This window comes from Laceyella sediminis, assembly GCF_003003125.1.
Classification (GTDB): domain Bacteria; phylum Bacillota; class Bacilli; order Thermoactinomycetales; family Thermoactinomycetaceae; genus Laceyella; species Laceyella tengchongensis.
In genome coordinates, this window is record NZ_PVTZ01000001.1 from 263,491 (window position 1) to 284,904 (window position 21,414).

Annotated in this window: 23 protein-coding genes, 2 riboswitches and 1 other annotated feature (1 of these 26 only partly in view); of the genes, 6 read left to right on the top strand and 17 right to left on the bottom strand. The window is 52.0% G+C overall.

All coding sequences use genetic code 11. The features are described from left to right. Nucleotides 1-151: a binding site (T-box leader), on the bottom strand; it reaches 79 nt to the left of the window's first position. A 51-nt stretch (nucleotides 152-202) separates the two neighbouring features. The 10 genes from rsfS to CLV36_RS01400 all read right to left on the bottom strand — a co-directional run bounded on the left by rsfS (nucleotide 203) and on the right by CLV36_RS01400 (nucleotide 7,554). Next, nucleotides 203-544, bottom strand: a complete 342-nt coding sequence (gene rsfS, locus CLV36_RS01355; RefSeq protein ID WP_022736699.1) for a ribosome silencing factor — start codon at nucleotides 542-544, stop codon at nucleotides 203-205. Nucleotides 545-567: 23 nt separating this feature from the next. After that, nucleotides 568-1,137 (bottom strand): bis(5'-nucleosyl)-tetraphosphatase (symmetrical) YqeK, encoded by a 570-nt coding sequence (yqeK, locus tag CLV36_RS01360; protein WP_106341485.1) that lies wholly within the window; start codon nucleotides 1,135-1,137, stop codon nucleotides 568-570. Continuing rightward, a complete protein-coding gene (locus tag CLV36_RS01365; RefSeq protein ID WP_106341486.1) occupies nucleotides 1,127-1,711 on the bottom strand; it encodes a nicotinate-nucleotide adenylyltransferase in 585 nt (194 codons plus the stop codon). The genes yqeK and CLV36_RS01365 overlap by 11 nt, the downstream gene beginning before the upstream one ends. Nucleotides 1,712-1,717: 6 nt before the next feature. Continuing rightward, entirely contained in the window at nucleotides 1,718-2,587 is an 870-nt protein-coding gene (locus tag CLV36_RS01370; protein WP_106341487.1) for a shikimate dehydrogenase, read from the bottom strand. Between the two features lie 53 nt (nucleotides 2,588-2,640). Further along, nucleotides 2,641-3,741 (bottom strand): ribosome biogenesis GTPase YqeH, encoded by a 1,101-nt coding sequence (gene yqeH, locus CLV36_RS01375; protein WP_181352791.1) that lies wholly within the window; start codon nucleotides 3,739-3,741, stop codon nucleotides 2,641-2,643. 29 nt (nucleotides 3,742-3,770) lie between these two features. Further along, nucleotides 3,771-4,295, bottom strand: a complete 525-nt coding sequence (locus CLV36_RS01380; protein WP_106341674.1) for a YqeG family HAD IIIA-type phosphatase — start codon at nucleotides 4,293-4,295, stop codon at nucleotides 3,771-3,773. Between the two features lie 160 nt (nucleotides 4,296-4,455). Further along, complete coding sequence (locus tag CLV36_RS01385) at nucleotides 4,456-4,656, bottom strand: hypothetical protein (protein WP_146130568.1); 201 nt, start codon at nucleotides 4,654-4,656, stop codon at nucleotides 4,456-4,458. A 212-nt stretch (nucleotides 4,657-4,868) separates the two neighbouring features. Further along, nucleotides 4,869-5,459, bottom strand: a complete 591-nt coding sequence (locus tag CLV36_RS01390; RefSeq protein ID WP_106341490.1) for a DedA family protein — start codon at nucleotides 5,457-5,459, stop codon at nucleotides 4,869-4,871. Nucleotides 5,460-5,833: 374 nt separating this feature from the next. Continuing rightward, a complete protein-coding gene (locus CLV36_RS01395; protein ID WP_106341491.1) occupies nucleotides 5,834-6,283 on the bottom strand; it encodes a riboflavin biosynthesis intermediates N-glycosidase in 450 nt (149 codons plus the stop codon). A gap of 170 nt (nucleotides 6,284-6,453) precedes the next feature. Next, nucleotides 6,454-7,554 carry a M24 family metallopeptidase gene (locus tag CLV36_RS01400; RefSeq protein ID WP_106341675.1) on the bottom strand — a complete coding sequence of 367 codons (1,101 nt, stop codon included), beginning with the start codon at nucleotides 7,552-7,554 and terminating at the stop codon, nucleotides 6,454-6,456. 261 nt (nucleotides 7,555-7,815) lie between these two features. Here CLV36_RS01400 and CLV36_RS01405 point away from each other — a divergent pair, with 261 nt between their 5' ends. Next, nucleotides 7,816-8,004 carry a hypothetical protein gene (locus CLV36_RS01405; RefSeq protein ID WP_106341492.1) on the top strand — a complete coding sequence of 63 codons (189 nt, stop codon included), beginning with the start codon at nucleotides 7,816-7,818 and terminating at the stop codon, nucleotides 8,002-8,004. Nucleotides 8,005-8,051: 47 nt separating this feature from the next. Here the strand turns inward: CLV36_RS01405 and CLV36_RS01410 are convergent, their stop codons facing one another. From CLV36_RS01410 to CLV36_RS01430, 5 genes are all read right to left on the bottom strand, one after another. Further along, the gene (locus CLV36_RS01410; RefSeq protein ID WP_106341493.1) at nucleotides 8,052-8,564 is read right to left on the bottom strand and encodes a 1,2-dihydroxy-3-keto-5-methylthiopentene dioxygenase; all 513 of its coding nucleotides are present in this window, start codon (nucleotides 8,562-8,564) and stop codon (nucleotides 8,052-8,054) included. A 12-nt stretch (nucleotides 8,565-8,576) separates the two neighbouring features. Beyond that, nucleotides 8,577-9,227 carry a methylthioribulose 1-phosphate dehydratase gene (locus CLV36_RS01415; RefSeq protein WP_106341494.1) on the bottom strand — a complete coding sequence of 217 codons (651 nt, stop codon included), beginning with the start codon at nucleotides 9,225-9,227 and terminating at the stop codon, nucleotides 8,577-8,579. Beyond that, on the bottom strand, nucleotides 9,224-9,886 hold the full coding sequence (locus tag CLV36_RS01420) for a 2-hydroxy-3-keto-5-methylthiopentenyl-1-phosphate phosphatase (RefSeq protein ID WP_106341495.1): 663 nt from the start codon (nucleotides 9,884-9,886) through the stop codon (nucleotides 9,224-9,226). The genes CLV36_RS01415 and CLV36_RS01420 overlap by 4 nt, the downstream gene beginning before the upstream one ends. Then, nucleotides 9,883-11,100, bottom strand: a complete 1,218-nt coding sequence (locus CLV36_RS01425) for a 2,3-diketo-5-methylthiopentyl-1-phosphate enolase (RefSeq protein ID WP_106341496.1) — start codon at nucleotides 11,098-11,100, stop codon at nucleotides 9,883-9,885. Before CLV36_RS01425 ends, CLV36_RS01420 begins: the two co-directional genes overlap by 4 nt. 65 nt (nucleotides 11,101-11,165) lie before the next feature. Further along, a riboswitch (SAM riboswitch) is annotated at nucleotides 11,166-11,324 on the bottom strand. A 60-nt stretch (nucleotides 11,325-11,384) separates the two neighbouring features. Next, entirely contained in the window at nucleotides 11,385-12,572 is a 1,188-nt protein-coding gene (locus CLV36_RS01430) for a pyridoxal phosphate-dependent aminotransferase (protein ID WP_106341497.1), read from the bottom strand. Nucleotides 12,573-12,677: 105 nt separating this feature from the next. On the opposite strand from CLV36_RS01430, the gene CLV36_RS01435 reads away from it, so the two are divergent. The 3 genes from CLV36_RS01435 (at nucleotide 12,678) to mtnA (ending at nucleotide 16,108) form a co-directional block, all read left to right on the top strand. Beyond that, a complete protein-coding gene (locus CLV36_RS01435; RefSeq protein ID WP_106341498.1) occupies nucleotides 12,678-13,460 on the top strand; it encodes a carbon-nitrogen family hydrolase in 783 nt (260 codons plus the stop codon). Between the two features lie 156 nt (nucleotides 13,461-13,616). After that, a riboswitch (SAM riboswitch) is annotated at nucleotides 13,617-13,779 on the top strand. Between the two features lie 69 nt (nucleotides 13,780-13,848). Continuing rightward, nucleotides 13,849-15,069 (top strand): S-methyl-5-thioribose kinase, encoded by a 1,221-nt coding sequence (gene mtnK, locus CLV36_RS01440; RefSeq protein WP_106341499.1) that lies wholly within the window; start codon nucleotides 13,849-13,851, stop codon nucleotides 15,067-15,069. Further along, nucleotides 15,062-16,108: an S-methyl-5-thioribose-1-phosphate isomerase gene (gene mtnA / locus CLV36_RS01445; RefSeq protein WP_106341500.1), complete on the top strand. Its 1,047-nt coding sequence runs from the start codon at nucleotides 15,062-15,064 to the stop codon at nucleotides 16,106-16,108. The genes mtnK and mtnA overlap by 8 nt, the downstream gene beginning before the upstream one ends. A gap of 56 nt (nucleotides 16,109-16,164) precedes the next feature. Here the strand turns inward: mtnA and CLV36_RS01450 are convergent, their stop codons facing one another. After that, nucleotides 16,165-16,935, bottom strand: a complete 771-nt coding sequence (locus CLV36_RS01450; RefSeq protein WP_106341501.1) for a TatD family hydrolase — start codon at nucleotides 16,933-16,935, stop codon at nucleotides 16,165-16,167. A gap of 87 nt (nucleotides 16,936-17,022) precedes the next feature. Beyond that, a complete protein-coding gene (locus tag CLV36_RS01455; RefSeq protein ID WP_106341502.1) occupies nucleotides 17,023-17,850 on the bottom strand; it encodes an aldo/keto reductase in 828 nt (275 codons plus the stop codon). Nucleotides 17,851-18,076: 226 nt separating this feature from the next. Between CLV36_RS01455 and CLV36_RS01460 the strand changes: the two genes are divergently transcribed. Both CLV36_RS01460 and CLV36_RS01465 read left to right on the top strand, forming a co-directional pair. After that, nucleotides 18,077-19,801 carry an aromatic amino acid hydroxylase gene (locus CLV36_RS01460; protein WP_106341503.1) on the top strand — a complete coding sequence of 575 codons (1,725 nt, stop codon included), beginning with the start codon at nucleotides 18,077-18,079 and terminating at the stop codon, nucleotides 19,799-19,801. A gap of 113 nt (nucleotides 19,802-19,914) precedes the next feature. Next, nucleotides 19,915-21,402 (top strand): hypothetical protein, encoded by a 1,488-nt coding sequence (locus CLV36_RS01465; protein ID WP_106341504.1) that lies wholly within the window; start codon nucleotides 19,915-19,917, stop codon nucleotides 21,400-21,402. The last annotated feature ends 12 nt before the right edge of the window (nucleotides 21,403-21,414 follow it).

A 21,414-nucleotide genomic window follows, 5' to 3' on the forward strand; every position in this document is an offset into this window, starting at 1 on the left:
GTAACGGGGATGAATCGCTGAAGGGTACTAAAAGTCCGTTCCCCTCCAGGGCGATAAGGCGAGTTCGTCCACTGTCTCAGATTGACTTGCACCAACCGTCAACTCTCTGTGCTGAGCCAAGCGGAGTACTACTCCTTATCATAGCTGTGAAATCATATGTTTTTCATCATTATATGCAAAGGGGAAAATCAGTGTCAACGCTTTATTGCACTTTCACTTGCTGAGCGTCGCCCCACAGTCGTTCCAAACCGTAAAATTCACGCTCATCTTTGTGGAAAACATGCACAACCACATCCCCGAGGTCAATAAGAACCCAGCGAGCATCCTGATATCCTTCGATTCCTTTGAGTGGTAGGTTGAGTTCGACGATTTTCTCTTTGATGCCGGTCACAATCGCTTGCACCTGCGTTTGGGAATTCCCGTGGCAGATGACAAAATAATCGGCAAATCCCGATATTCCGCGAATGTCTAGAACCGTCACATCTTGAGCTTTTTTCTCCTCGGCAGCGGTGGCCGCCAATTGTGCGATTTCCACTACGTTCAAAAAAATTCCTCCCTTGATTCCGTTTACGTTTGCACCACTTGGTCCAACATCCAGTTGCGGGCCAACAGCGTCGGTGGGTACACTTTTTGCTTCCTTTGAATCAAGAATTGGATCGTATTTTCCAGCGCTTTTAGCAACGCTTGATCCAAGTTCGTTTCCGCCAGCAACCGCACTTCGTCCAATCCCGGAAATTGGCGCGCCGGTTCAATATAGTCGGCTAGCCAAATCACTTTTTCGAGCTGGGACATGCCCTCGCGCCCCGACGTATGGTACTGAATTGCATGAAGCACATCGGGATCGGTTATGCCAAATTGATCGCGGGCCACGATGGCAGCGACTGGACCATGCCACAATTCTTTGTTGTATTGGAGCAGGTCCTTCGGCAAATCCGATTGCCGAATCCGTGCGGCCAGCTCGGTGTCGGGCCAAAACTTACAATAATCATGCAGAATGCTTGCGACGGTCACGGGATGGGGGTCCATGCCCAGCCGGTCTGCCAGTTGCAAAGCGGTATCTCTCACCCTGAGGGTGTGTTCCCACCGCGAGATCGGCATCTGTTCTTTTGTAGCTTGCAATAAAATCTCAAGATCCATACAACCCATGCTCCTTCATATACTGGTAAACGGCATCCGGAACAAGGTAACGCGCTGATTTCCCTTGACTGAGACGCTGGCGGATCATGGTGGAGGAAATGTTCGTCAGCGTCGGGTCCGGTATCCAATGAAGGCGATTTTTCACGTAAACCGGCAAGCTTTCCACCTCCACGCCCGGCCTTCCCAAACCGATGACTTGGACAGATTGCAGGATTTCCTTTATTTTATACCAATTGGGCAAATCTTTCACCATGTCCGCCCCGACCAAGAGGTAAAACTGGGCATCTGGATGCGCTTCCGACAACATCCGCACCGTGTCATGCGTATAGGAAGGGCCTTCCCGCTCCAGTTCCATCGTGGATAGTTGAAAGCAAGGATGGTGTTGGATCGCCAAACGAACCATGTTGACCCTGTGGTTACTGGCCGAGATCCGTTTGTCCAATTTGTGCGGCGGTTCCGCCGCGGGGATAAACCAAACCTGATCCAATGCGGCAACCTCGCGCGCCTGTTCCGCCAAGATGAGATGACCCAGATGAATTGGGTCGAAGGTTCCGCCAAATATCCCTACTCTCATGATGATTCACTCTTTCTGTTCCCTTTTTCCCGCCAAAGAGGCTTCCAACACCTTGCGCATGACTTCGACTGGCGCCTTTTTCCCAAGCCACAACTCCAGCGCCAAGGCCGCTTGATGCAGGAGCATGCCTTCACCGGTGTGAATGGTTGCGCCTTTGGCCTTGGCCGCTTGCAACAGGGCCGTCATGCGCGGATGGTAGACAAGATCGCTCACCAAATGATGGGCATTGAGCCATTCACTCGGAATTGGCATCTCCTCCGTCTGCGGCACCATCCCCACCGACGTGGTGTTAACGATCAACGTGGCAGCTTCAATCTCTTGCCGGCAATCATTTACGGCTACGGCTTTTGTCTGGGTATAGCGGGACAAGTGGTGTGCCAGCTCCTCCGCCTTAGCCACTGTCCGATTGGCGACGGTGATCGAAGAAACGCCAGCCGCCGCGAGTGCATAACCGACAGCCCGCGCCGCTCCGCCCGCTCCCAAGAGAACCACCCGTTGCTCCGCCGGTTCAAACGAAACCTGTTCCTGCAAGGAGCGAAGATAGCCAGCTCCGTCGGTGTTATAACCAATCCACTTGCCTTCCCGCTTCACCACGGTATTGACAGCACCGATCTCCCGAGCTGTTTCATCCAATCCGTCCAAATGTTCCATGATCGCCACTTTGTGCGGGATGGTAACATTCCATCCCTTCACATCTAGCGCCCGTAATCCCCTCACTGCCTCCTCCAGCGCGGATGGGGAAACCCGGAACGCCAAGTATGCGTACGGAGCCTTCAGTTCGGCCAATGCCGCATTCATCATAACCGGCGATTTGGAATGACTCACCGGATCACCGAGTAAACCGAGCAACCCTGTATGGCTGTCAATGAACCCCATTCCTCTTCCCCCTTGAGAGATGCGATCTCTTCATGCTTGCCCGACAGCCCGCGTCAGATCAATGCCGGACGTGTCGTCACCTGTATCCCTTCCGGCGCCCACACTTCCAGCGTAGCTTTTTCCTTGCCGCACGCGACCCAACCCAATCCGGAAATCACGATATCCTGCTTTTGGCGGCCATTTAAATGGATCGTATGTTTCTTCCATCTTGGCAACGCCTCCGGATTGCGGGGCGGCGTCAGCAAGCCACCGCGATGCTTCCGCCAGATGTCATCGGCTTGCGCCAATTTTGTCCGATGAACGTACAGCCGGTTGGATAAATAACAGACAAACGGTTGCTTTGGCCCGCGCACAAAGTCAAACCGGGCAAATCCCCCGAAGAACAGCGTTTGCTCTTCGTTCAGCTGATAAACTTTTGGTTTGAGTGTGGATTGAGGCACGACCAACTTCAGCTCTTTGGGCTCAACCCACTCGCTCACGCGGTCTTTGCGGACGATCCCCGGCGTGTCGATAATTTCTTTCCCGTCATCCAGCGGAATGCGAATGGCGTCCAATGTCGTGCCGGGGTAAGGTGAGGTGGTAATCACATCCTCGCCCTCTTCGGTAACCTCTTTGATCAGACCGTTAATAAACGTAGATTTTCCTACGTTGGTTGTACCAACTATGTACACATCCCGCCCACGGCGATGATACTCAATCGCTTGAACAGCATCGCGCATTTTCATACCCTTGGCAGCACTGCACATGATAACTTCTACGGGATGAACCCCCATGTCCCGCGCGGACTGGTACACCCATTCCCGCAAACGCCCCCATTTGGTCGAAGGGGGGAACAAGTCCACCTTGTTAGCAACCAGCAATAACGGGTTATTCCCAATGCGGCGATGCAATCCCGGAATCCAACTCCCGGCGAAGTCAAACAAGTCGACCACCAACACCACCAAGCTATCCGTCGATGCAATCGCATCCAACAACCGATAATACGCATCGGGATCTTGCTCCACCGCTTCAATCTGACCATAATGCCGGATGCGGAAACACCGTTGGCACAACACCGACTCCCGATTGAGCGCCTGAGCCGGGGCATAACCAACCCGTTTGGGGTCTTCGCTCTGAATAGCGACCCCGCATCCTTCACAACGAAACTCATGCATGTCGTTCAATCGTCTTTCCACCTTGCTTTCTACGTTGATTCACCTTTATTGGAACGCTCCCACCGCACATGGCCTTTCCGCTTCAGCAAGCTAAACACGAAGCGCTCCACACGGCGATTAATTCTCGTGAAGAACCCATCGATGTTTGAAACTGGCGCAACGAGGATGGTATACAAACCCATGCGGTTGCCCCCGAATACATCGGTTAACAACTGGTCCCCGATCACCACCGTCTCCTCCCGTTTGGTGCCCATCCGCTCCAGCGCTTTTCGGAAAGCGGACAACAAAGGCTTCTTTGCCGCATGGATGTACGGAAGCCCCAACGGATCAGCGAAATGGGCCACACGTGTCCGGTTGTTGTTGGACACAATCATCACATTAAAACCCATATCCCGCAACTCATCTAGCCAAGCGACTAACCGCGGGGTGGCGTCAGGTCGCGTCGATTCGACCAACGTGTTGTCCAAATCGACAATGATTCCCTTGACACCTCTCCGTTTCAATTCCTCATAATCAATGACGTATATCGACTGTGCAAACTGATCAGGTACCATGAATTTTAGCACATCTCACACCGTCCACCTTGAGACTTGTCGGCAATAAATATATCACAGCGCAACCAAGGGTTGCAAAAAACAAAAAGACCGGACATTCGCCGATCTGACTAGAAGCATCCACACGTGCCGACGCGGTGGTGATTCATCAGGTTCACTGTTACGAAGATTGTCCCTTCTCCGCATCCATCCGCTCTTTTTCGGCGAGAACCGCCAGAAACAAGTCCGCGTCGGACAAGTACTGGAACCAAGCGATCACTTCTTCCGCTTCCGTCTCTATCACATTGTATCCTTTATCTTCAAGCATTTCTCCAACTCGTTCCAATCGGTATGTAGCCATAAATCCATTCCTCCAACTCAATTGTCTCCCTCTTATTTTGCTGTTTATGAACGCAGGATGCAAGCTGTTCTTCCCGTTCTCATCAAACATTACATAAACTCGAAGTCATCACCTTTTTCCTCGCTCCAGTTGCATGCTGGATCATGGGCAAGACAAATGCCATCCTGCCAACTAAAAAACCAGCAAACAACATGTTCGCTGGTTTTACACGCTCCGTTGGCCCCTTTGCCAGTTCAGCCTTTTTCACATTGCGTACTCTGCTTATTTTTTTTGAAGAGATACCAGACGCCAAACGCCAAGGCGACCACGCCTGCCAAAATGTAACCAAATTTCTGCATGAGATCAAGAAAATGCTGAACCGTGTCCAAATTCCCCTTTCGCCCGACAAACAGCAAAACGGTGTTCCACGGAAAAACCCCCAGATAACTAAACGCGATAAAGCGCCACAGTGAAATGCGGCTCATACCCGAAATATAAGAAATATAGTTACCAAACCCGGTTGGGCGGGACAGGGTGATGCTCCATTCCCCGTATTTTTGGAACCACATTTGCGCTTTTTCAATTTTTTTCTGGTCAAATTTCTTTTTGGAAAACTTCTCAATCCGGGTGCCAAGATAAAAAGGAATTAAACTGAACGCAACGTATACAAAACTATTGATAGCGGAGATCAGGACGAGGGTCCATGGGCTAACATCCATCAGGTAACCGTAGATCAGAACGAAAAGAGCTCCTGGAAAGGGCAACGACGACGCTTCAATCGCCGTGGCCACAAATAGCCCCCACATTCCACATTTAGCCAAAAAATCCAAAGCAATTTGTAGCATAAGTCCACTCCCTGCTGTCTTGTTAGCCTACCTACAAAACGTTTACACGCGCATTTATATTCATGATTGCACAAGATTTCATTTTTTAGGGATTCTAGAATCAGTATATCACATCAGGCACCTTCCGGTGCATCTCCCAACAATTGGCGTGCCCGCACACTTCTAGAATCATCCCCACATCTTCCGTTCTGTCTATTCTTTCACAATCATGTGTGTTGATACCAACGCGCATGATTGTTTTTCACCGCACAACCCATTTCATGATCTCACCATTTTATTTTAGCAGGTCACAAGAGCAGGTGATAGTGAACAACCCATGACACGTTTCGACAAGTAATAGCGAGCAAGCCAACCGTTGTCTTTGGCCATGTGGGCTACGTCAACTCTTGACGCAGACGCTCACGCACCTCCATCAAAATGACACCCAATCGATTTTTTCCCGTACCATCACTGCCAATGCCCCAATACATATCCGTAGTCGTCAACTCCACGATCTTCTCTTCACCTGTCGCCAACAAAACGTCACGAATCTCCGGATGGCTCTTAAACTTGGCATAAACCGCACGCCGCATCACATCGTCTTTCACCGACTCCCAATCTGGTCGTAAAGGCGCTTTTCGGGAACGCCCCCATTGCGCCGCCTTCATGGGGGACGGCGCCAACCGGATCTTTTCTGCATAATCTGGCGCGGTCGTCACAAACTTTTGCGCCTGAAAATAGTGCTCGGTTGTTGGCCATTCCTTCCCATCTAGCACAATCGGATGTGCGGAAAAATTAGAAAAACAGCCATATGGATCGTTCACGCGATAAAATGAGATCACCACAGCCGCGCCCCCTTACAACTTGGTGTTTTGCAAACCAAAAAGAGGTGGCGAACAGGACATTCTATTGTGCCATGCTCGCCTCCTCTTGGCGCCATTTGCAACGCGCTTGTCACATCATCTGACAAAATGGTAGTGCGCCGCTGGCAATTCGTGATATGGTTTACCTATCGTTAATCGATGATTTGGAACGTTTTCGGGAACCGGGTCAACAACTCCACTCCATCCGCCGTGATGTGAACATCATCTTCAATCCGGACGCCGCCCACTTCCGGAACATAAATGCCCGGCTCAATGGTAAACACCATGCCGGTCAACAACGGATCGTCGTTCCGTTCATGGATAGAAGGAAATTCATGCACACCAATCCCCAGGCCATGGCCGAGGCGGTGGTTAAAATACTCGCCGTAACCGCGTTCGCTGATGAGGTTGCGGGCTACCAAGTCCACATCACCCATCCGCACACCAGGGCGGCACACATTGATCGCCGCCTCTTGCGCAGTCAGAACGGCGTCATAGATGGTGCGTTGTTCCTCGCTGGCTTCCTGGTATACAAACGTGCGCGTTATATCAGAGCAATAACCATCCAATACGACGCCCAAGTCAAACAGGACAAAGTCGCCTTTTTTCAGCGGCCGGTCACCAGGTGTGCCGTGGGGCAAAGCAGAGTTGGCTCCAAACAGGATGGTGGTGGGAAAGGACATTTCCCGGATTCCTTTTTTCTTCATCGCCAATTCGATCTCAGCCACGACTTCCAACTCGGTGCGGCCCAGCCGAAGCGCATCCAAGCCCACTTGCACTGCCTCATCGGCAATCAAAGCCGCCTGCCTCAAAATGCCCAGCTCATCCGCACTTTTCACCAAACGCATTTGGTTGATCAGTGCGTCCACTGCCGTGAAAGACGCCCCAGGCACGACGCCGAGTAGCGCTTCTGCACGAGCGTAGGGCAACGACTCTTTTTCGACCGCAATAGTGGCATTGCGCTCGATTCCCCGCTTGCTTAGCGCCTCGCCAATCATCAACCACGGATCTTCCGCATCATCGTAACCGATGATCTGTTCAGTCCAGCCAGCCGCCCGCGCCCGTGCTTGCTCCATCTTTGGGCAAACGAGGAACGGATCCGCTTCCGGAAACAGAAAGACGCCCATCAACCGTTCATGGGGATCGCACAAGAAGCGGGTGAGATAGAAAACATTCGGCGTGGAATGGACAAACGCCATCTCTACCCCTTCCTGTTTCAACCATTGCGAGATGTTTTCCCATTTGCGTTCCATCATCAAAACACTCCTATACCATGGCCGAACTGCCAATGAATTTATGTAGTCATAAGATATCACTAACTTTTATTATAACGAAACGAATCATTTACACACGCATAAAAATTTTTCAAATGTGATCAATACAATTTGGTTTAAACAGAAAATGTTCCGGGAAAATAATTCTTATTATACTCGGATGCTTTCCCAGCTGACCGTTCGGGCTCACTCCCATTTGCATGGCATGTAAACTGATGAGTATTTACGGGGGGATCACTGATGAAAAAAACGTATCTGTGTGAAAGCTGCGGAAAAGTGGCCGCCAAATACGAAGCGCGTTTGACGAAGGAAGGTAAAAACGTCTTGGTTTGCCAATCTTGTTTGAAAAAGCTGAATGACGAACCAGATACATTAAGCCATCCGCTTGACTTGGATCACCAAGACGGGGAATCTTCGTTTCAATTTTGAATCTACGAAAAAGCAGCTTCTCTCCTATGAGGGAAGCTGCTTTTTGGTTAATAGATCGGTGTCCAACCTTCTTTGGTTTTAAAGATGCGCACCGCCACCACTTTCCGATCTGCCATCAACGTAAAATAATGGCGGGTGTTTTCCGGCACCGAAATCAGATCACCTGGTTCCAGCTCTACATCGAAATACCGGCCATCCTGCCCCTTAATCGCAAAAATGCCGTGGCCGCTCACAATAAACCGCACTTCATCATCGGTATGGTGATGTTCGGCTTTGAAGTTTTCCAATAGCTGATCCAAGTTGGGGGTGGCGTCGGACAAAGAAATCACATCCTCAGTCACATAGCCCCGCCGTGCCGACAAATCATCGATCTCTTTCCGGAACGTTTGGATGATCTCCGCTTTCTCTTCCTCGTCCAAATTGTATTTTTCACTGAGCCGCGCGGGTAGCTTCGTAATATCCCATTTTTCATAAATGATGCCTTGGCTGTTTAAATATGTGCTCACCTCATCGGGGTGGCTCACTCTCTGATCGTTGTCATGAAAACGCAATTCTGCCATGATCCATTCCTCCTATGCGTGAGCCGCAGTCGCGGGGGAAGCCGTCCACCGCGGTTGCAACATCAACATTTTTAAATGGTAAGAAAACAGAAATTCCAATGCTTCCAAATGTTTCTTCGCTTCAAATCCGTCTTTGCCCCATACGGTGACACCATGGTTGCGAATCAACACCGCTTTGGTGTTGGTTTCGATCACCCTGGCCACTTCTTTGGCCAACGTGGGCAGATCGGCGAAATTCTCCACAATCGGTACGGTGATCTCGCCATCCTCTTCCCAGATACCAAACGCCTTGATCAGTTCCTGATTGCGAAAAGTGACAAACCCTTGCTCTGCATACAGTTCAGACACGACATTGTTGTCCACCGTATGCACATGCAAACAACATCCCGCGGTTGTGTTGCGGTACACCTCCAGATGGATACAGGTTTCCGCGGACGCCTTTAATCCGGTGTCTTCCACCGCCCTTCCCTCGCCATCGACTAGCAGGAAATCTTCCATCGTCCGTTTGCGCTTGTCCTTGCCACTGGCGCTGACTAGAAATTGCAGAGGATCGTCGTTCACCTTGATCGACAAATTACCGCTGGTTCCGGGAAACCAGTCCCGGCCGGCCAACTCATCTTTGATTTCAGCCAACTCCTGCCATTTTCGGGCCACTACACTCATGCGACAACCCCCTTTTGCTCAAGGGATGAGATGATATCGTAAAACGTGTTAAAGGGTGTGTGGGCGATGGCCAACTCTTCACATTTCTTTACTAGGAAATCGCGTGCAAACACCTCATCTGCCTGTTTGGCCGCGGCTAGATCAGTGATGGAATCGCCGATGACGATGCGATGGTACCGCTCTTTGGGATACTGTTTCAGAATGGCCGGTTTGCACAAGCCGCAATCATTTTGGCAACTTTCATCACAGGCGTGGGGCCACAAGATGCGGATCGTCTCCCCGCTGAAGTCACTGCCATTGCAGTAAATGTTGGCCTGATCTACAAGCCCTTCCAGCATGGGATGGACAAAGAAATCAATGCCTCCGCTGACAATGTACAACGGAATACCATTGTCTTGGGCAAAACGGACAAACTCGGGAAATCCACTGCGCAGGCGGGCATGTTCCAGCACGAACCGCACGATGTCCTCTTTCAAGGAGGAGGACAACATGGCAAACATTTCCCCTACGCCTGAACGAATCGACCGGCGCTGGGCCAACACATCCTCCTTGATCGCCTCCCAACCGGGCGGATTAAACTTTTTCATGATGGCGATGATATTGTCTGTCTCTGTCACTGTGCCATCGAAATCGCAAAACAAGATCGGTTGCTTGCTCATGACCGCCCCGCTCCTCCCCACAAAGATAGCGCCTTGGCCAGCTCCGGCCGGGCATCGTCTACCTCACTCAGCTCTCCACCAGCCAACACCACTTCAATCGCTTGCCGAAACGCGCGACCGCCGCCCACTGCTCCGTCAGGGTGACCATGTACGCCTCCTCCCGCGTTGATGACACAATCTATGCCGAAATCCCGCACCAGTGCAGGTACCAATCCCGGATGAATCCCGGCAGAAGGAACAGGAAACGCCCGGCGGTGAATATCCGATTCCGCCAACAAGTGCTCTTTAATCGCCAACGCATCCTGCTGTGGGATAGCAACGCTTCCGTAAGGGGATGGGAACAAGACCAAGTCGGCCCCGGCCATACGCAAGAGCTTGCCCAACAAAAGCGCCCGGTCTAGACCATAACGGGATGAAGCGGTAAACGCGCCAGAAACGGCGGGATGAGCCATGATCGGCACAGTGATTTCCTCGTCTTCCGCCAATTCGGTGAGCACATCCAGCCCATAGGCAAACACGTTAAACAACAGGGCATCAGCCCCCCATTCAACCGCCCGCTTCGCTTTTTCCTTCAATTCGGATGTGCGTCCGGTCAGATTCACCGCGTACAAGGTCTTGTGCCCTGTTTCCGCCTCTGTGGCGCCAAGCACTTCCTTGGCCGCGCGAATCCTCTCTTTAAAAGGGGTCAGGGGGTTGTCGAACAATATCTCATCATCTTTGACTAAGTCAATGCCTCCCAGGGCTTGCTCGCGCAACTGCTGTTGGAAATAGGACAGATCCCGGCCCAACATGGCCTTGAAGATGCTCATCACCAACGGTCTGCCCGTCACGCCGAGCGTCTCCCGGATGCCGTCAATGCCATATCGCGGTCCCGGAAAGGCACTTGCCACCTCCGGGGAGAAGGTGAGATCCACCAATTTGATTTCACCGTCAAGCGAGAGCTTGCCAAATACCGTGGTCAAGATCGCTGGCAGGTCTAAGGAGAAATTGGCCGCAGGATATTTGATTCGAATCAGCCCTTTTGTGCCCTCGCCGTCAGTCGGGAGCGGGGCCACTTCCACCACTTCTCCCTTATGTCGCTCCAATTGAGCCTGCTCAATCGTCGGCAGATTGGTCCACGAACCGACCGTAAGCCCCAGTGCGATGCTCTCCGCTTTTTTGTGCAAGTCGGCTTTTTGCTCATGCACAAGATATGTCGCCACCACATGACCCATACCACTCACTCCTCACAAATAAAAAAACCCTTCGCGAGGAAGGGATGATCCACAGACTCCACTTCCTCCCATCTCTCAGCTGATTTGCTGCAAGAATTAGCACCGTGCCTTCGTGGTTATGGACCACGGCTCCCTGATCTTATCGGGCGCCCCATCTCGCGATGGCATTACGGTCGGTTGCTGGGCTTCATCGGGCTCGTCCCTCCGCCGGCTCTTGATGAGAGAAATAACATAATTCCGTTTCAATTTTCAATTTTCCCCGTCATTATCACATAACCATGCGCCTATGTCAATCCGTTTTTCGCAGGGCAACACGCCGCCATCCGGTCAGCAGCCTCAATCAAGCGCTTCTCACTGTCCAGCATGCCCACCCGCACATAGCCATCCCCCGCCTGTCCGAAGCCCAGCCCAGGAGCGACGGCGACATGGGCGCGTTCCAACAGCAAGTTAGCAAACGAGAGTGAGGTATGCCCCTCCGGCACCGGAAGCCAACAGAAGAAGGAGCCAGCCGGCTTTTCCACCTGCCATCCGTGCTCACGCAACCGGTCGATAAAAGCATCGCGGCGTCTTTCGTATGTGGTCACCAATTCCCGCACACAATCCTGCGAACCCGTCAGCGCGGTCGCCGCTGCCTGCTGGATGGCACCGAACAAGCTGACATAAAAATGGTCTTGTAGCAACTGAATGCTCTCAATCACCTGCTCATTCCCCACCGCAAATCCGATGCGCCAACCGGCCATGTTGTAGGTTTTGCTCATCGTGTAAATCTCAATGCCTACCTCTTTGGCACCCGGCGTCTCTAAAAAGCTCATTGGCTTCAATCCGTCAAAACCGATCGCGGCGTACGCGAAATCATGAACGACCAGCACATCGTGCCGCTCGGCCCGGTTCACCACTTCGGCGAAAAATTCGGCGTTGGCGACGGCGCCTGTCGGGTTGTTGGGATAATTGAGGAACATCAGCTTCGCCTTGTCCCACACTTTCTCATCAATAGCAGCAAAATCAGGCAAAAACCGATTTTCAGCCAACAACGGCATCAGCGCCATCTCAGCACCAGCCATGGCAATCCCCGACCAATAATCGGGATAGCCCGGATCGGGCACCAATGCGACATCACCAGGGTTGAGATAACATTGCGAGATCTCCACCAACCCTGCTTTGCCACCAAACAGCACCGCCACTTCCGTTTCGGGATTTAGCTTCACCCCGTACTCCCGTAAGTAAAATTGCGCAACCGCCTCCTTGAGGAACGCGTGGCCTCGAAACGGCGGATATTTGTGATGTTGCGGATTATCGGCAGCCCGCTTCAACGCATCCACGATATGCGGGGGAGTCGGCAAATCAGGATTGCCTTGACCCAGATTGATCACGTCATGCCCTTGCGCCTGCAGACGGCCGACTTGACCAACCAAGCGGGCGAAAAATTGCTCCGGCAAGCGATCCAACGCTTCCGCACGTTGAAATTTGCTCAAGATTCTCACATCCACTCTCTGGGAAATGTTCTTGAAATTCTAATCAGTTATGTTATATCGTTGTGGGGAATCTGTCAAAGTCTTTTTTGGGAGGATGCATCTCCTATGAAATGGAAATGTGCTGTGATCCAAATGGATATCGCCTTCGGGCAACCGGAACGAAACATGGCCGTGGCTGAACAAAATATTGCCGCCGCGGCCGCCGACAAACCGGATGTGATCATCTTGCCGGAATTGTGGACCACCGGTTATGATTTGACCCGTTTGGATGAGATCGCCGATCCGATGGCTATGAAGACCAAAGCGTTCATGTCCCAGCTCGCTCGGCAACACGGCGTGCACATCATTGCCGGTTCAGTCGCCGAACGACAAGGAGAAGGCACCTGGAACACACTCATCGCCTTTGACCGCCGTGGTGAACAAGTGGGTGAATACCGCAAGGTGCACCTCTTTCGCCTGATGAACGAAGAGAAATACCTTCAGCCCGGCGAGCAAATGGGTTCCTTCGCGCTAGATGGCATTCCATGCGCCGGGGTCATCTGTTATGACATTCGCTTTCCCGAGTGGATCAGAAAGCATGTCGTTGCTGGCGCACAGGTGCTGTTCGTCGTCGCTGAATGGCCAATGCCACGGCTCGCCCATTGGCGTCATCTGCTCATCACCCGGGCAATCGAAAATCAATGCTACGTCATCGCGTGCAACCGTGTGGGGAGTGATCCCGACAATACTTTTGCCGGCCATTCACTCATCATCGACCCCTGGGGAGAGATCGTGGCCGAAGCAGGCCCTGAGGAAGAAACCCTGCTGGCGGAGATCGATCTTGCGCAGGTCCCACAAATCCGTAAGCGCATCCCCATTTTCAGTGACCGGCGCCCGGAATTATATTAAAACACCTTGGCTAAGGAATGGCCTTTGTGAAAAAAATCTAAAGAATCGCCAAATAAAACTAATCGCATCCGAAATGAATGAATATGATTGACAATGATCTGCGTGAGGGTGTATCATTCCCTTATCAATCTAAAGACAACGGCATATGGAAGTAGTCTCTTATCCAGAGCAGGTGGAGGGAAATGGCCCGATGAAGCCCAGCAACCGACCGTAATACCATCGTGAGATGGGGCGCCCGTCAACAGGAGGGAGCCGTGGTACAAACCACGCAAGGCACGGTGCTAATTCCAGCAAAACATCCCGTTTTGCGAGATAAGAGGCTTGGAACGAATGATCCGAGCCTCTGATAGGAAGAGGCTCTTTTTATATGCCCAAAGGAGGATTTCCAATGGGCGGGCACGCCAATGCAGGATACCATCCCTTGACAACGGAAACAGTGGTTCAAGTCGTCGCGCCGTTAAACCATTTTGCTGATGTGAATCAATTGGAGATCAAAGAAATCGGTGATGGGAACTTAAACTACGTCTTTCATGTGGTAGAACCAGCTACAGGCAAGTCTTTGATCGTCAAGCAAGCCTTGCCCTACGCCAAAGTCGTCGGCGAAAGCTGGCCGCTGACCTTAGACCGTGCCCGGATTGAGAGCGAGGCGCTGCGCAGAGCGGCAGAGTACGTGCCGGCGCTTGTCCCCAAAGTGCACCATACCGACGAGCGCTTGGCTTGCACAGTCATGGAGGACCTCTCCGATCATGTGATTCTCCGCAAAGGCTTGATACAAGGGCAGGTCTACCCCAAGCTGGCTGAGCACATCGCTACTTTCTTGGCGCAAACGCTGTTTCACACCAGCGATTTCTTCCTTAGTCCCATGGACAAAAAGGAACAGGTGCGGGCGTTTATCAATCCGGAATTGTGCAAAATCACCGAAGACTTGGTGTTCACCGATCCTTTCTTCAATCACGAAACCAACGATTTCCCAGAAGCATTGCAATCTTCTGTCGATGCGCTGTGGAACGATCTGGAACTGAAACGGGAAACCGCGAAGTTGAAACATGCTTTCCTAACCCGAGCTGAAGCACTGGTGCATGGGGATTTGCACACCGGCAGCATCTTTGTCACCACTGATTCGACCAAGGTGATCGATCCCGAATTCGCCTATTATGGTCCCATCGCTTTTGACATCGGGCAATTCTTTGCCAATCTTGCGCTCAATTATCTCTCGCACTTCCACCACAGCCCGGATCCGCAACAACGGCGGACGTTCCAAAAGTATCTGCTGGAAGTGATCGAAGAAACTTGGGCGCAGTTCAAGGAGCAATTCACCCAGCTCTGGCAAACCAAAGGGCAAGATGTCTATATGCGGGTGGCCGGCGTAGAAGATGATTTCTTCGAGCGCTTGTTGGAAGATACCATCGGCTTTGCGGGTTGTGAAGTGATCCGCCGCACCATCGGGTTGGCTCATGTGGCTGATCTTGACTCCATCTCCGACGAGGAAACACAATTACGCCTAAAAGACAAAGCGCTCATTTTGGGAAGCGTTTTGATCAAGCAACGCCGGCAACTGACGCGGATCACGCACTTGTCCGAGACGATCAGGGGGGTTGCCCATGCTTAGATCGATTGCGTACCACGGCGATCATGTGCGGATATTGGATCAGCAGCGCCTTCCCCATGATACTGTGTATGTTCATTGCACGACGACCGCGGAGGTATGGGAATGCATCAAGGCGTTAAAAGTGCGGGGGGCACCGGCCATCGGCATGGCCGCCGCTTTCGCTCTCGCTGTATGGGCCAATCGCACATCAACAACCAATTTGACTGATTTCTTGGCATCGTTGCGGCGGGAGCGCGATTATCTGGCTTCATCCCGCCCCACGGCGGTCAATCTGTTCTGGGCGCTGGATCGGGTCGTCGCCAGAGCGGCAACGGCTACCGATGTGACCGAAGCCCGGCAACTGATAGAAAACGAAGCGCTCGCCATTCAAAAAGAGGACGAGGATGTGTGCAGACGCATCGGCGAACACGCTTTGTCGCTTATGAACGATGGAGATACCATTCTCACCATCTGCAATGCGGGGGCGATTGCCACCGCCCGTTACGGCACGGCCCTAGCCCCACTTTATCTAGCTAAAGAACGCGGTATCCACATGTCTGCTTACGCCTGTGAAACGCGTCCCCTGTTGCAAGGCAGCCGCCTGACCGTGTGGGAATTGCAGCAAGCGGGAGTAGATGTCACCCTGATCAGCGACAGCATGGCCGCCCACACGCTAGCCACCAAACCGATCTCCGCTGTCATCGTCGGTTGCGACCGAGTGGCGGCCAATGGGGATACCGCCAACAAAATCGGCACACTGGGGCTGGCGATTTTGGCCAAAGAATTCGGCATTCCATTTTATGTCGCCGCTCCCTTGTCCACAATCGACCTCGAGACAGCAACAGGGGACGCCATCCCGATTGAGGAACGCGCACCTGAAGAGATCACCCATTTTCACGGCCATCCGGTCGCTCCCAGCGGCACCAACGTGTTCAATCCGGCTTTTGATGTAACACCGCACCGCTACATCAGCGCCATCATCACAGAAAAAGGGATCGTGCGCGACAACTATCAGGAAGCTTTGGCCGGGTTAAAACAATCTGAACCCGCCTTGAAATAACCAATCCCCCCGGCACCCTCGGGGGGATTTACGTTTTTGTCGGCGGTGTAGTGAACTCATCCCTTTGACCCGATGAACCTACGCGCATTCTCAATGAGCGCCCTTCGCAACGGTTCGCGCTCCTCACCGCGGAGGATGGCCAGTTCGTCCAATACCCGTTCCAGCATGCGAGGATGGGTGAGCATTCCCGCCCAAGGCCCGTCATGCGGCCAAGGCCCATCCGTTTCAAGCAATATGAGGTGGCGTGGATAGGCAGCCGCGATTTTCCGCGTTTCTTCCTTATACAATAGATCCGGTGTGAAAGAAACGTAGATTCCCCGCTCCGCCAGTTGGCACAAAGTGTTTTCGTCGGTCTTCAGCCAGTGAAACTGAACGCGGGGAAGCGAATAGCGGTCAAGATAAGACAAAATCGTCCGCACATCTTCCCTCACCCCGTGCAAAACAACTGGTTTGTGCAAGCGTTCAGCCAAGCGAAGCCATTGGTCTAGCGCCGCCAGATATGGAGCCTCATTCCAGTCCTTCCCCTGGGCAAGTCGTTCCCGCCGCAGATAATAAGGCAGGCCGATTTCCCCAATGGCGTCGATCTCCTGCTGTTTCGCTTCAATCCAAGCCATGAAAGCTTCCTGCTCCTTCATAGGTTGCTCAGGGTGGAAACCGCAGGCGGCATATACTTTTTCTGGACATCGCTTTTTCAAAGCCAAGGTTCGGCGTGAGGAGGCATGATCCATGGACACGGCGATCATACCCACAAGGGAGGGGTCGGCGCACAATGTAGCAATTTCATCGTCATCATACTTTTCAAGGTGGATATGAGCGTCAAACAACATTGCTTTGGCTCCTTTGGGTTGTCTCTGTCAAGGCCGCATCGCGAAAACACCCCTTGGCGGGAAACCAAGGGATGTTTTGCCGTGCGCTTAAAAATCGAAGTTGTCTGGGTCGGGACCGAAGCGATGGTGTTTGTCCAAGGCATCGATGCGCGCCATGTCCTCCGCGCTCAATTCAAAGTCAAACACATCGGCGTTTGCTTTAATCCGTTCGGGGTTAACCGATTTAGGAATGGTGACCACGCCATGTTGCAAATCCCAGCGCAACACGATTTGAGCGGGGGTTTTGCCATATTTCTCCGCCAATTCTTGCAGAAGCGGGACACGGAACACCTCCCCTTGCATCAACGGACTCCACGCCTCCAACTGGATGCCTGCCTGTTTGCAGAAAGCCCGCAAGTCCGTTTGTACCAAGTACGGATGAAACTCAACTTGGTTTACCATCGGCTTCACTTCGCAATCAGCCATCAAATCTTCCAGATGGTGAACTTGGAAGTTGCTCACTCCAATCGCCCGCACTTTCCCGTCCTTGTACAATTTCTCCAACGCTTTCCATGTCTCTTTGTACTTTCCTTTTACTGGCCAATGAATCAAATACAAGTCAACATATTCCAGCCCCAACTTGGCCCGGCTCTCTTCAAACGCTTGCAGCGTGGACTCATACCCTTGGTCGGCATTCCACACCTTCGTGGTGATAAACAACTCTTCACGGGGAACCCCTGCCGCTTTGATCGCCGCACCGACACCGGCTTCATTTTGGTACACCGCAGCGGTATCGATGCTGCGGTAACCCGCCGCGATTGCGGACTTAACCGCATTTTCTACTTCTTCTCCCTCTTTTGCTTTCCATACGCCAAGGCCGAACCAAGGCATTTTCACTCCATTATGTAACACGGTCGCATCAGACAAATGTTTCATCAGCAAAACCCTCCGTTTTAGATTCCTCTGCGAAGGGAGAACCCCTCTAATACCATTTAAACATAAGGTACTGGAAAAAAGAAAGTTCCCAAAAACACATTCTAATTGTTAATACATTTTGTTCATCCTTGCATTGACAGTCCCCCTTTTTCTCTCCTATAATTGCTTTAACACTTTTTAGCTTATACGCTTTTTAGCGCTAAAGTATTTTGGGAGAGGAAAGATTATGAACATACCCGCTCATTTACAACCTTATGTTGCCAAGCAGCAATACCAACGTTACACTCCGGTCAACCAGGCTGTTTGGCGATATGTGATGAGACAAAACCGCCACTTTTTTCAGCATACCGCCCACCAAGCCTATGTGAGTGGCTTACAAAAAACCGGCATTGATATAGAACAAATCCCCAGCGTTGAGAAAATGAATGCCTGTTTGAAACCATTTGGTTGGGGAGCTGTTCCCATCAACGGCTTGATTCCCGGTGTGGCCTTTTTTGACTTCCAAGCTCGTGGCCTGTTGCCGATCGCAACAGAGATCCGCACGCTAGAACACATTCAGTACACACCGGCTCCTGATATCATTCACGAATCGGCGGGTCATGCGCCGATCCTGTCCGATGAAAAATATGCCGACTACGTCAAACGGTTTGGGCGAATCGGGGCCAAGGCATTGGCGAACCGAGAAGAACATGAGGTGTTTGAAGCGACGCGGCACTTGACAATCGTGATGGAAGATCCTCACTCCACCCCTGACATGATCGCTGACGCGGAACAGGCATTGCAAGAGAAGATCGCCGCGGCGACAGAGGTTTCCGAAGCGACCCAAATCGGTCGCCTGTACTGGTGGACAGTGGAATACGGCTTGATCGGCGACTTAAAAAATCCCAAAATCTACGGCGCCGGACTGTTGTCCTCCATCGGCGAAGGCCAGTCCTGCCTCTCCCCGGAAGTGACCAAGCTGCCTTTTTCTCTAGAGGCATGTATCCAAACGGATTACGATGTCACCAAACCACAACCGCAGCTGTTTGTCTGTCGGGATTTCGATGAACTAAGCGAAGCCGTCGAGCGTTTCGCTGATCGGATGGCCTTTCGAGTTGGGGGCACAGCCAGCTTGCAAAAAGCAGTGCGCTCCGCCCATCTAGCCACCGCCGAATTTAATTCAGGCCTGCAAGTAAGCGGCGTCTTTACTGAACTGATCTACGACGAACAGGGAGAAGCGATCTACTTGCGCACTGCCGGACCAACCGCACTTTCCTTTGAAGGGCGCACCTTGCCCGGCCATGGAAAAGCGACGCACTCCGACGGCTTCGGCGCACCGATTGGCCACGTGCGCGATCTGCCCTGTCCGTTGGAAGAGATGACTTCTGACCGCTGGGCCGACGACGGGTGGTTGCCTGGCACTGAGCTGGAGCTTCATTACACCAGCGGTATTAAGCTCAAAGGCATCCTAAAAGACGCCGTCTTCCGCAACGGCCGCCTGATTCTGCTGTCATTTGAGCAATGTTCCGTCATGCGCGGCGACTATCTCTTATTCCATCCCGATTGGGGAACTTACGATTTGGCTATCGGTAGCCGCATCACGTCCGTATACGCTGGCGCGGCTGATCCAGAAACCTATTTTGCCGATGAAGTGAGCACTGCCATCGAAGTAGAAGACAATCCTGCCCCCGCCTTGTCTACTTTGGACCACCTCTATCAAGCGGTGCGCGAAGTTCGCGAAGGACAGCGGGACATCCATTCCTTAAACAACATCATGGAGATGCTGGATCACCACTATCCCAAAGATTGGTTGTTGCGTCTGGAGATATTGGAGATCGTCTCCGAGCACCAGATCAAACCTTGGGTCACCCGCTTGCGGGGACAACTGGACGCCTTGCAGGAAGCCAATCCCGCCCTGGATTCGCTGATTCAAAATGGCATCACCCTGATCGATTGTCAGGTGTTGTCATAGCGATAACCTCTCTTTCTTAACCCGCCCATCGGTCATCTGGGCGGGTTCTTTTTTGTCTGGTCTCATTCGAGATTGCCCCCGTCCTGCTTTTGTGGTTAGCTAGGAGAAAAAGCATGACAACGCGATGGGAGTGGCAATGGATTATGGCACATGTGATGAAACAACTCTCCCGCCTGATTATTCCTTTTGCTTATGAAGCCGCCGAAGAAACGCTGGCCCTAGGGCACAGCAAATGGTGGGAGCCGAAAGATTTACATATGAATCGTCTGTTCACCCATATTGAAAAATTGGTATCTACTGAATCATATCCATTCGTAATCGGCAAGCGTTACCACCTCACGAAAGAGGGGCGCCAAACGCATGGACTGCCGCCCGGAACGAATCATCAATTGACGTTCGCCGGTGGATTCATGCCAGACATCCGACTCACCATTAACCAGGTGGAATGCACCTTGTTTGAGAGCAATGTCGGTTTTTTGACTTTGGACATCCATTACCCCAAACAGACCGACATCCGCCGGCTGATCGAAGCCAACCACCAATTAAAAAAGTTGTACAACAGCAAAATGCGCCTCACCTATCTGCTGAAGGGGAAACAAGTGGAACTTCACCTGCGCGAACTGACCCAACAACTGCTCGCTCCCCTGAAAGTGACCACCTTTTTTGAAGCGAGCCACTTGAATGCCCCGTTTCAAGCACTGGTCTTCCAATCCTATTTGTTGGATGAACCATTGTCGGAAGAGGAAGTTGGACCGCTTCTGTTTTGGATGCGTCGCACCTATACCGACAGTTACAGCCCGAACAAGCAGGATGAGCATCCTCATGGCAATCCCGAAGTTTTGCAATTGTACGCCAACAGCTACTGGGGCATCTCGTTGGAGGGTTGCGCCAATCTGGCCTTTATCGGCAACCATCCTCAGAACGAAAAATATTTCAAGATGAATTACCTGCCCCATGTGAAATCTACTTACTTTTATCTCTATCTGCTAAGCCTGCACCAACGTTACGCCTTATTGCACTTCTCCATGCTGGCTTCCGAATCGCTGCTCAGCGGTACCGGTACAACCGATCACAACTTGTCATTACACCAACGGATGGAACAGTATCTGCAAGACGCCCGGCTCATCACCGAGTTGAAAGAAAAAATCATCCTGTTCAAATTGCGATCGGTCTTCAAGCAAGTGTCTAATACCTCCCACCACACGGCCGTGTATAACCTTTTTCAGACCAATCTACACATTGACCAGTTGCTGGGCGAACTGCATTTTGAACTGGATTCTCTGTCGCAGATGGTTCAATTGAAGGAACAAAAGCGAAGCCAATTGCAAGAGGAAGCGGCCAAGCAAGAAAAAGAGCGTGAAGAAGACTTGAAAACGCGTTTCAACACATGGGTGGTTGTGCTATCCTTCGCCTTTGTCCTCGTTTCAACCATCGCTGACGGTTTGAGCATCTTTGAGAAATTTGCTGGCTCCGGCCTGCCCACCGTCGGTAGCGCAGAGTTTGTCTGGTTTTGCGTCCTGTTCCTCCTCATTCCCGCCACCGCCTTGGGCTTTGTCGCGTGGTTTTTGGTACGACTGATGAAAAAAAGCAAGCGAACCTGAGCGGGTTCGTTT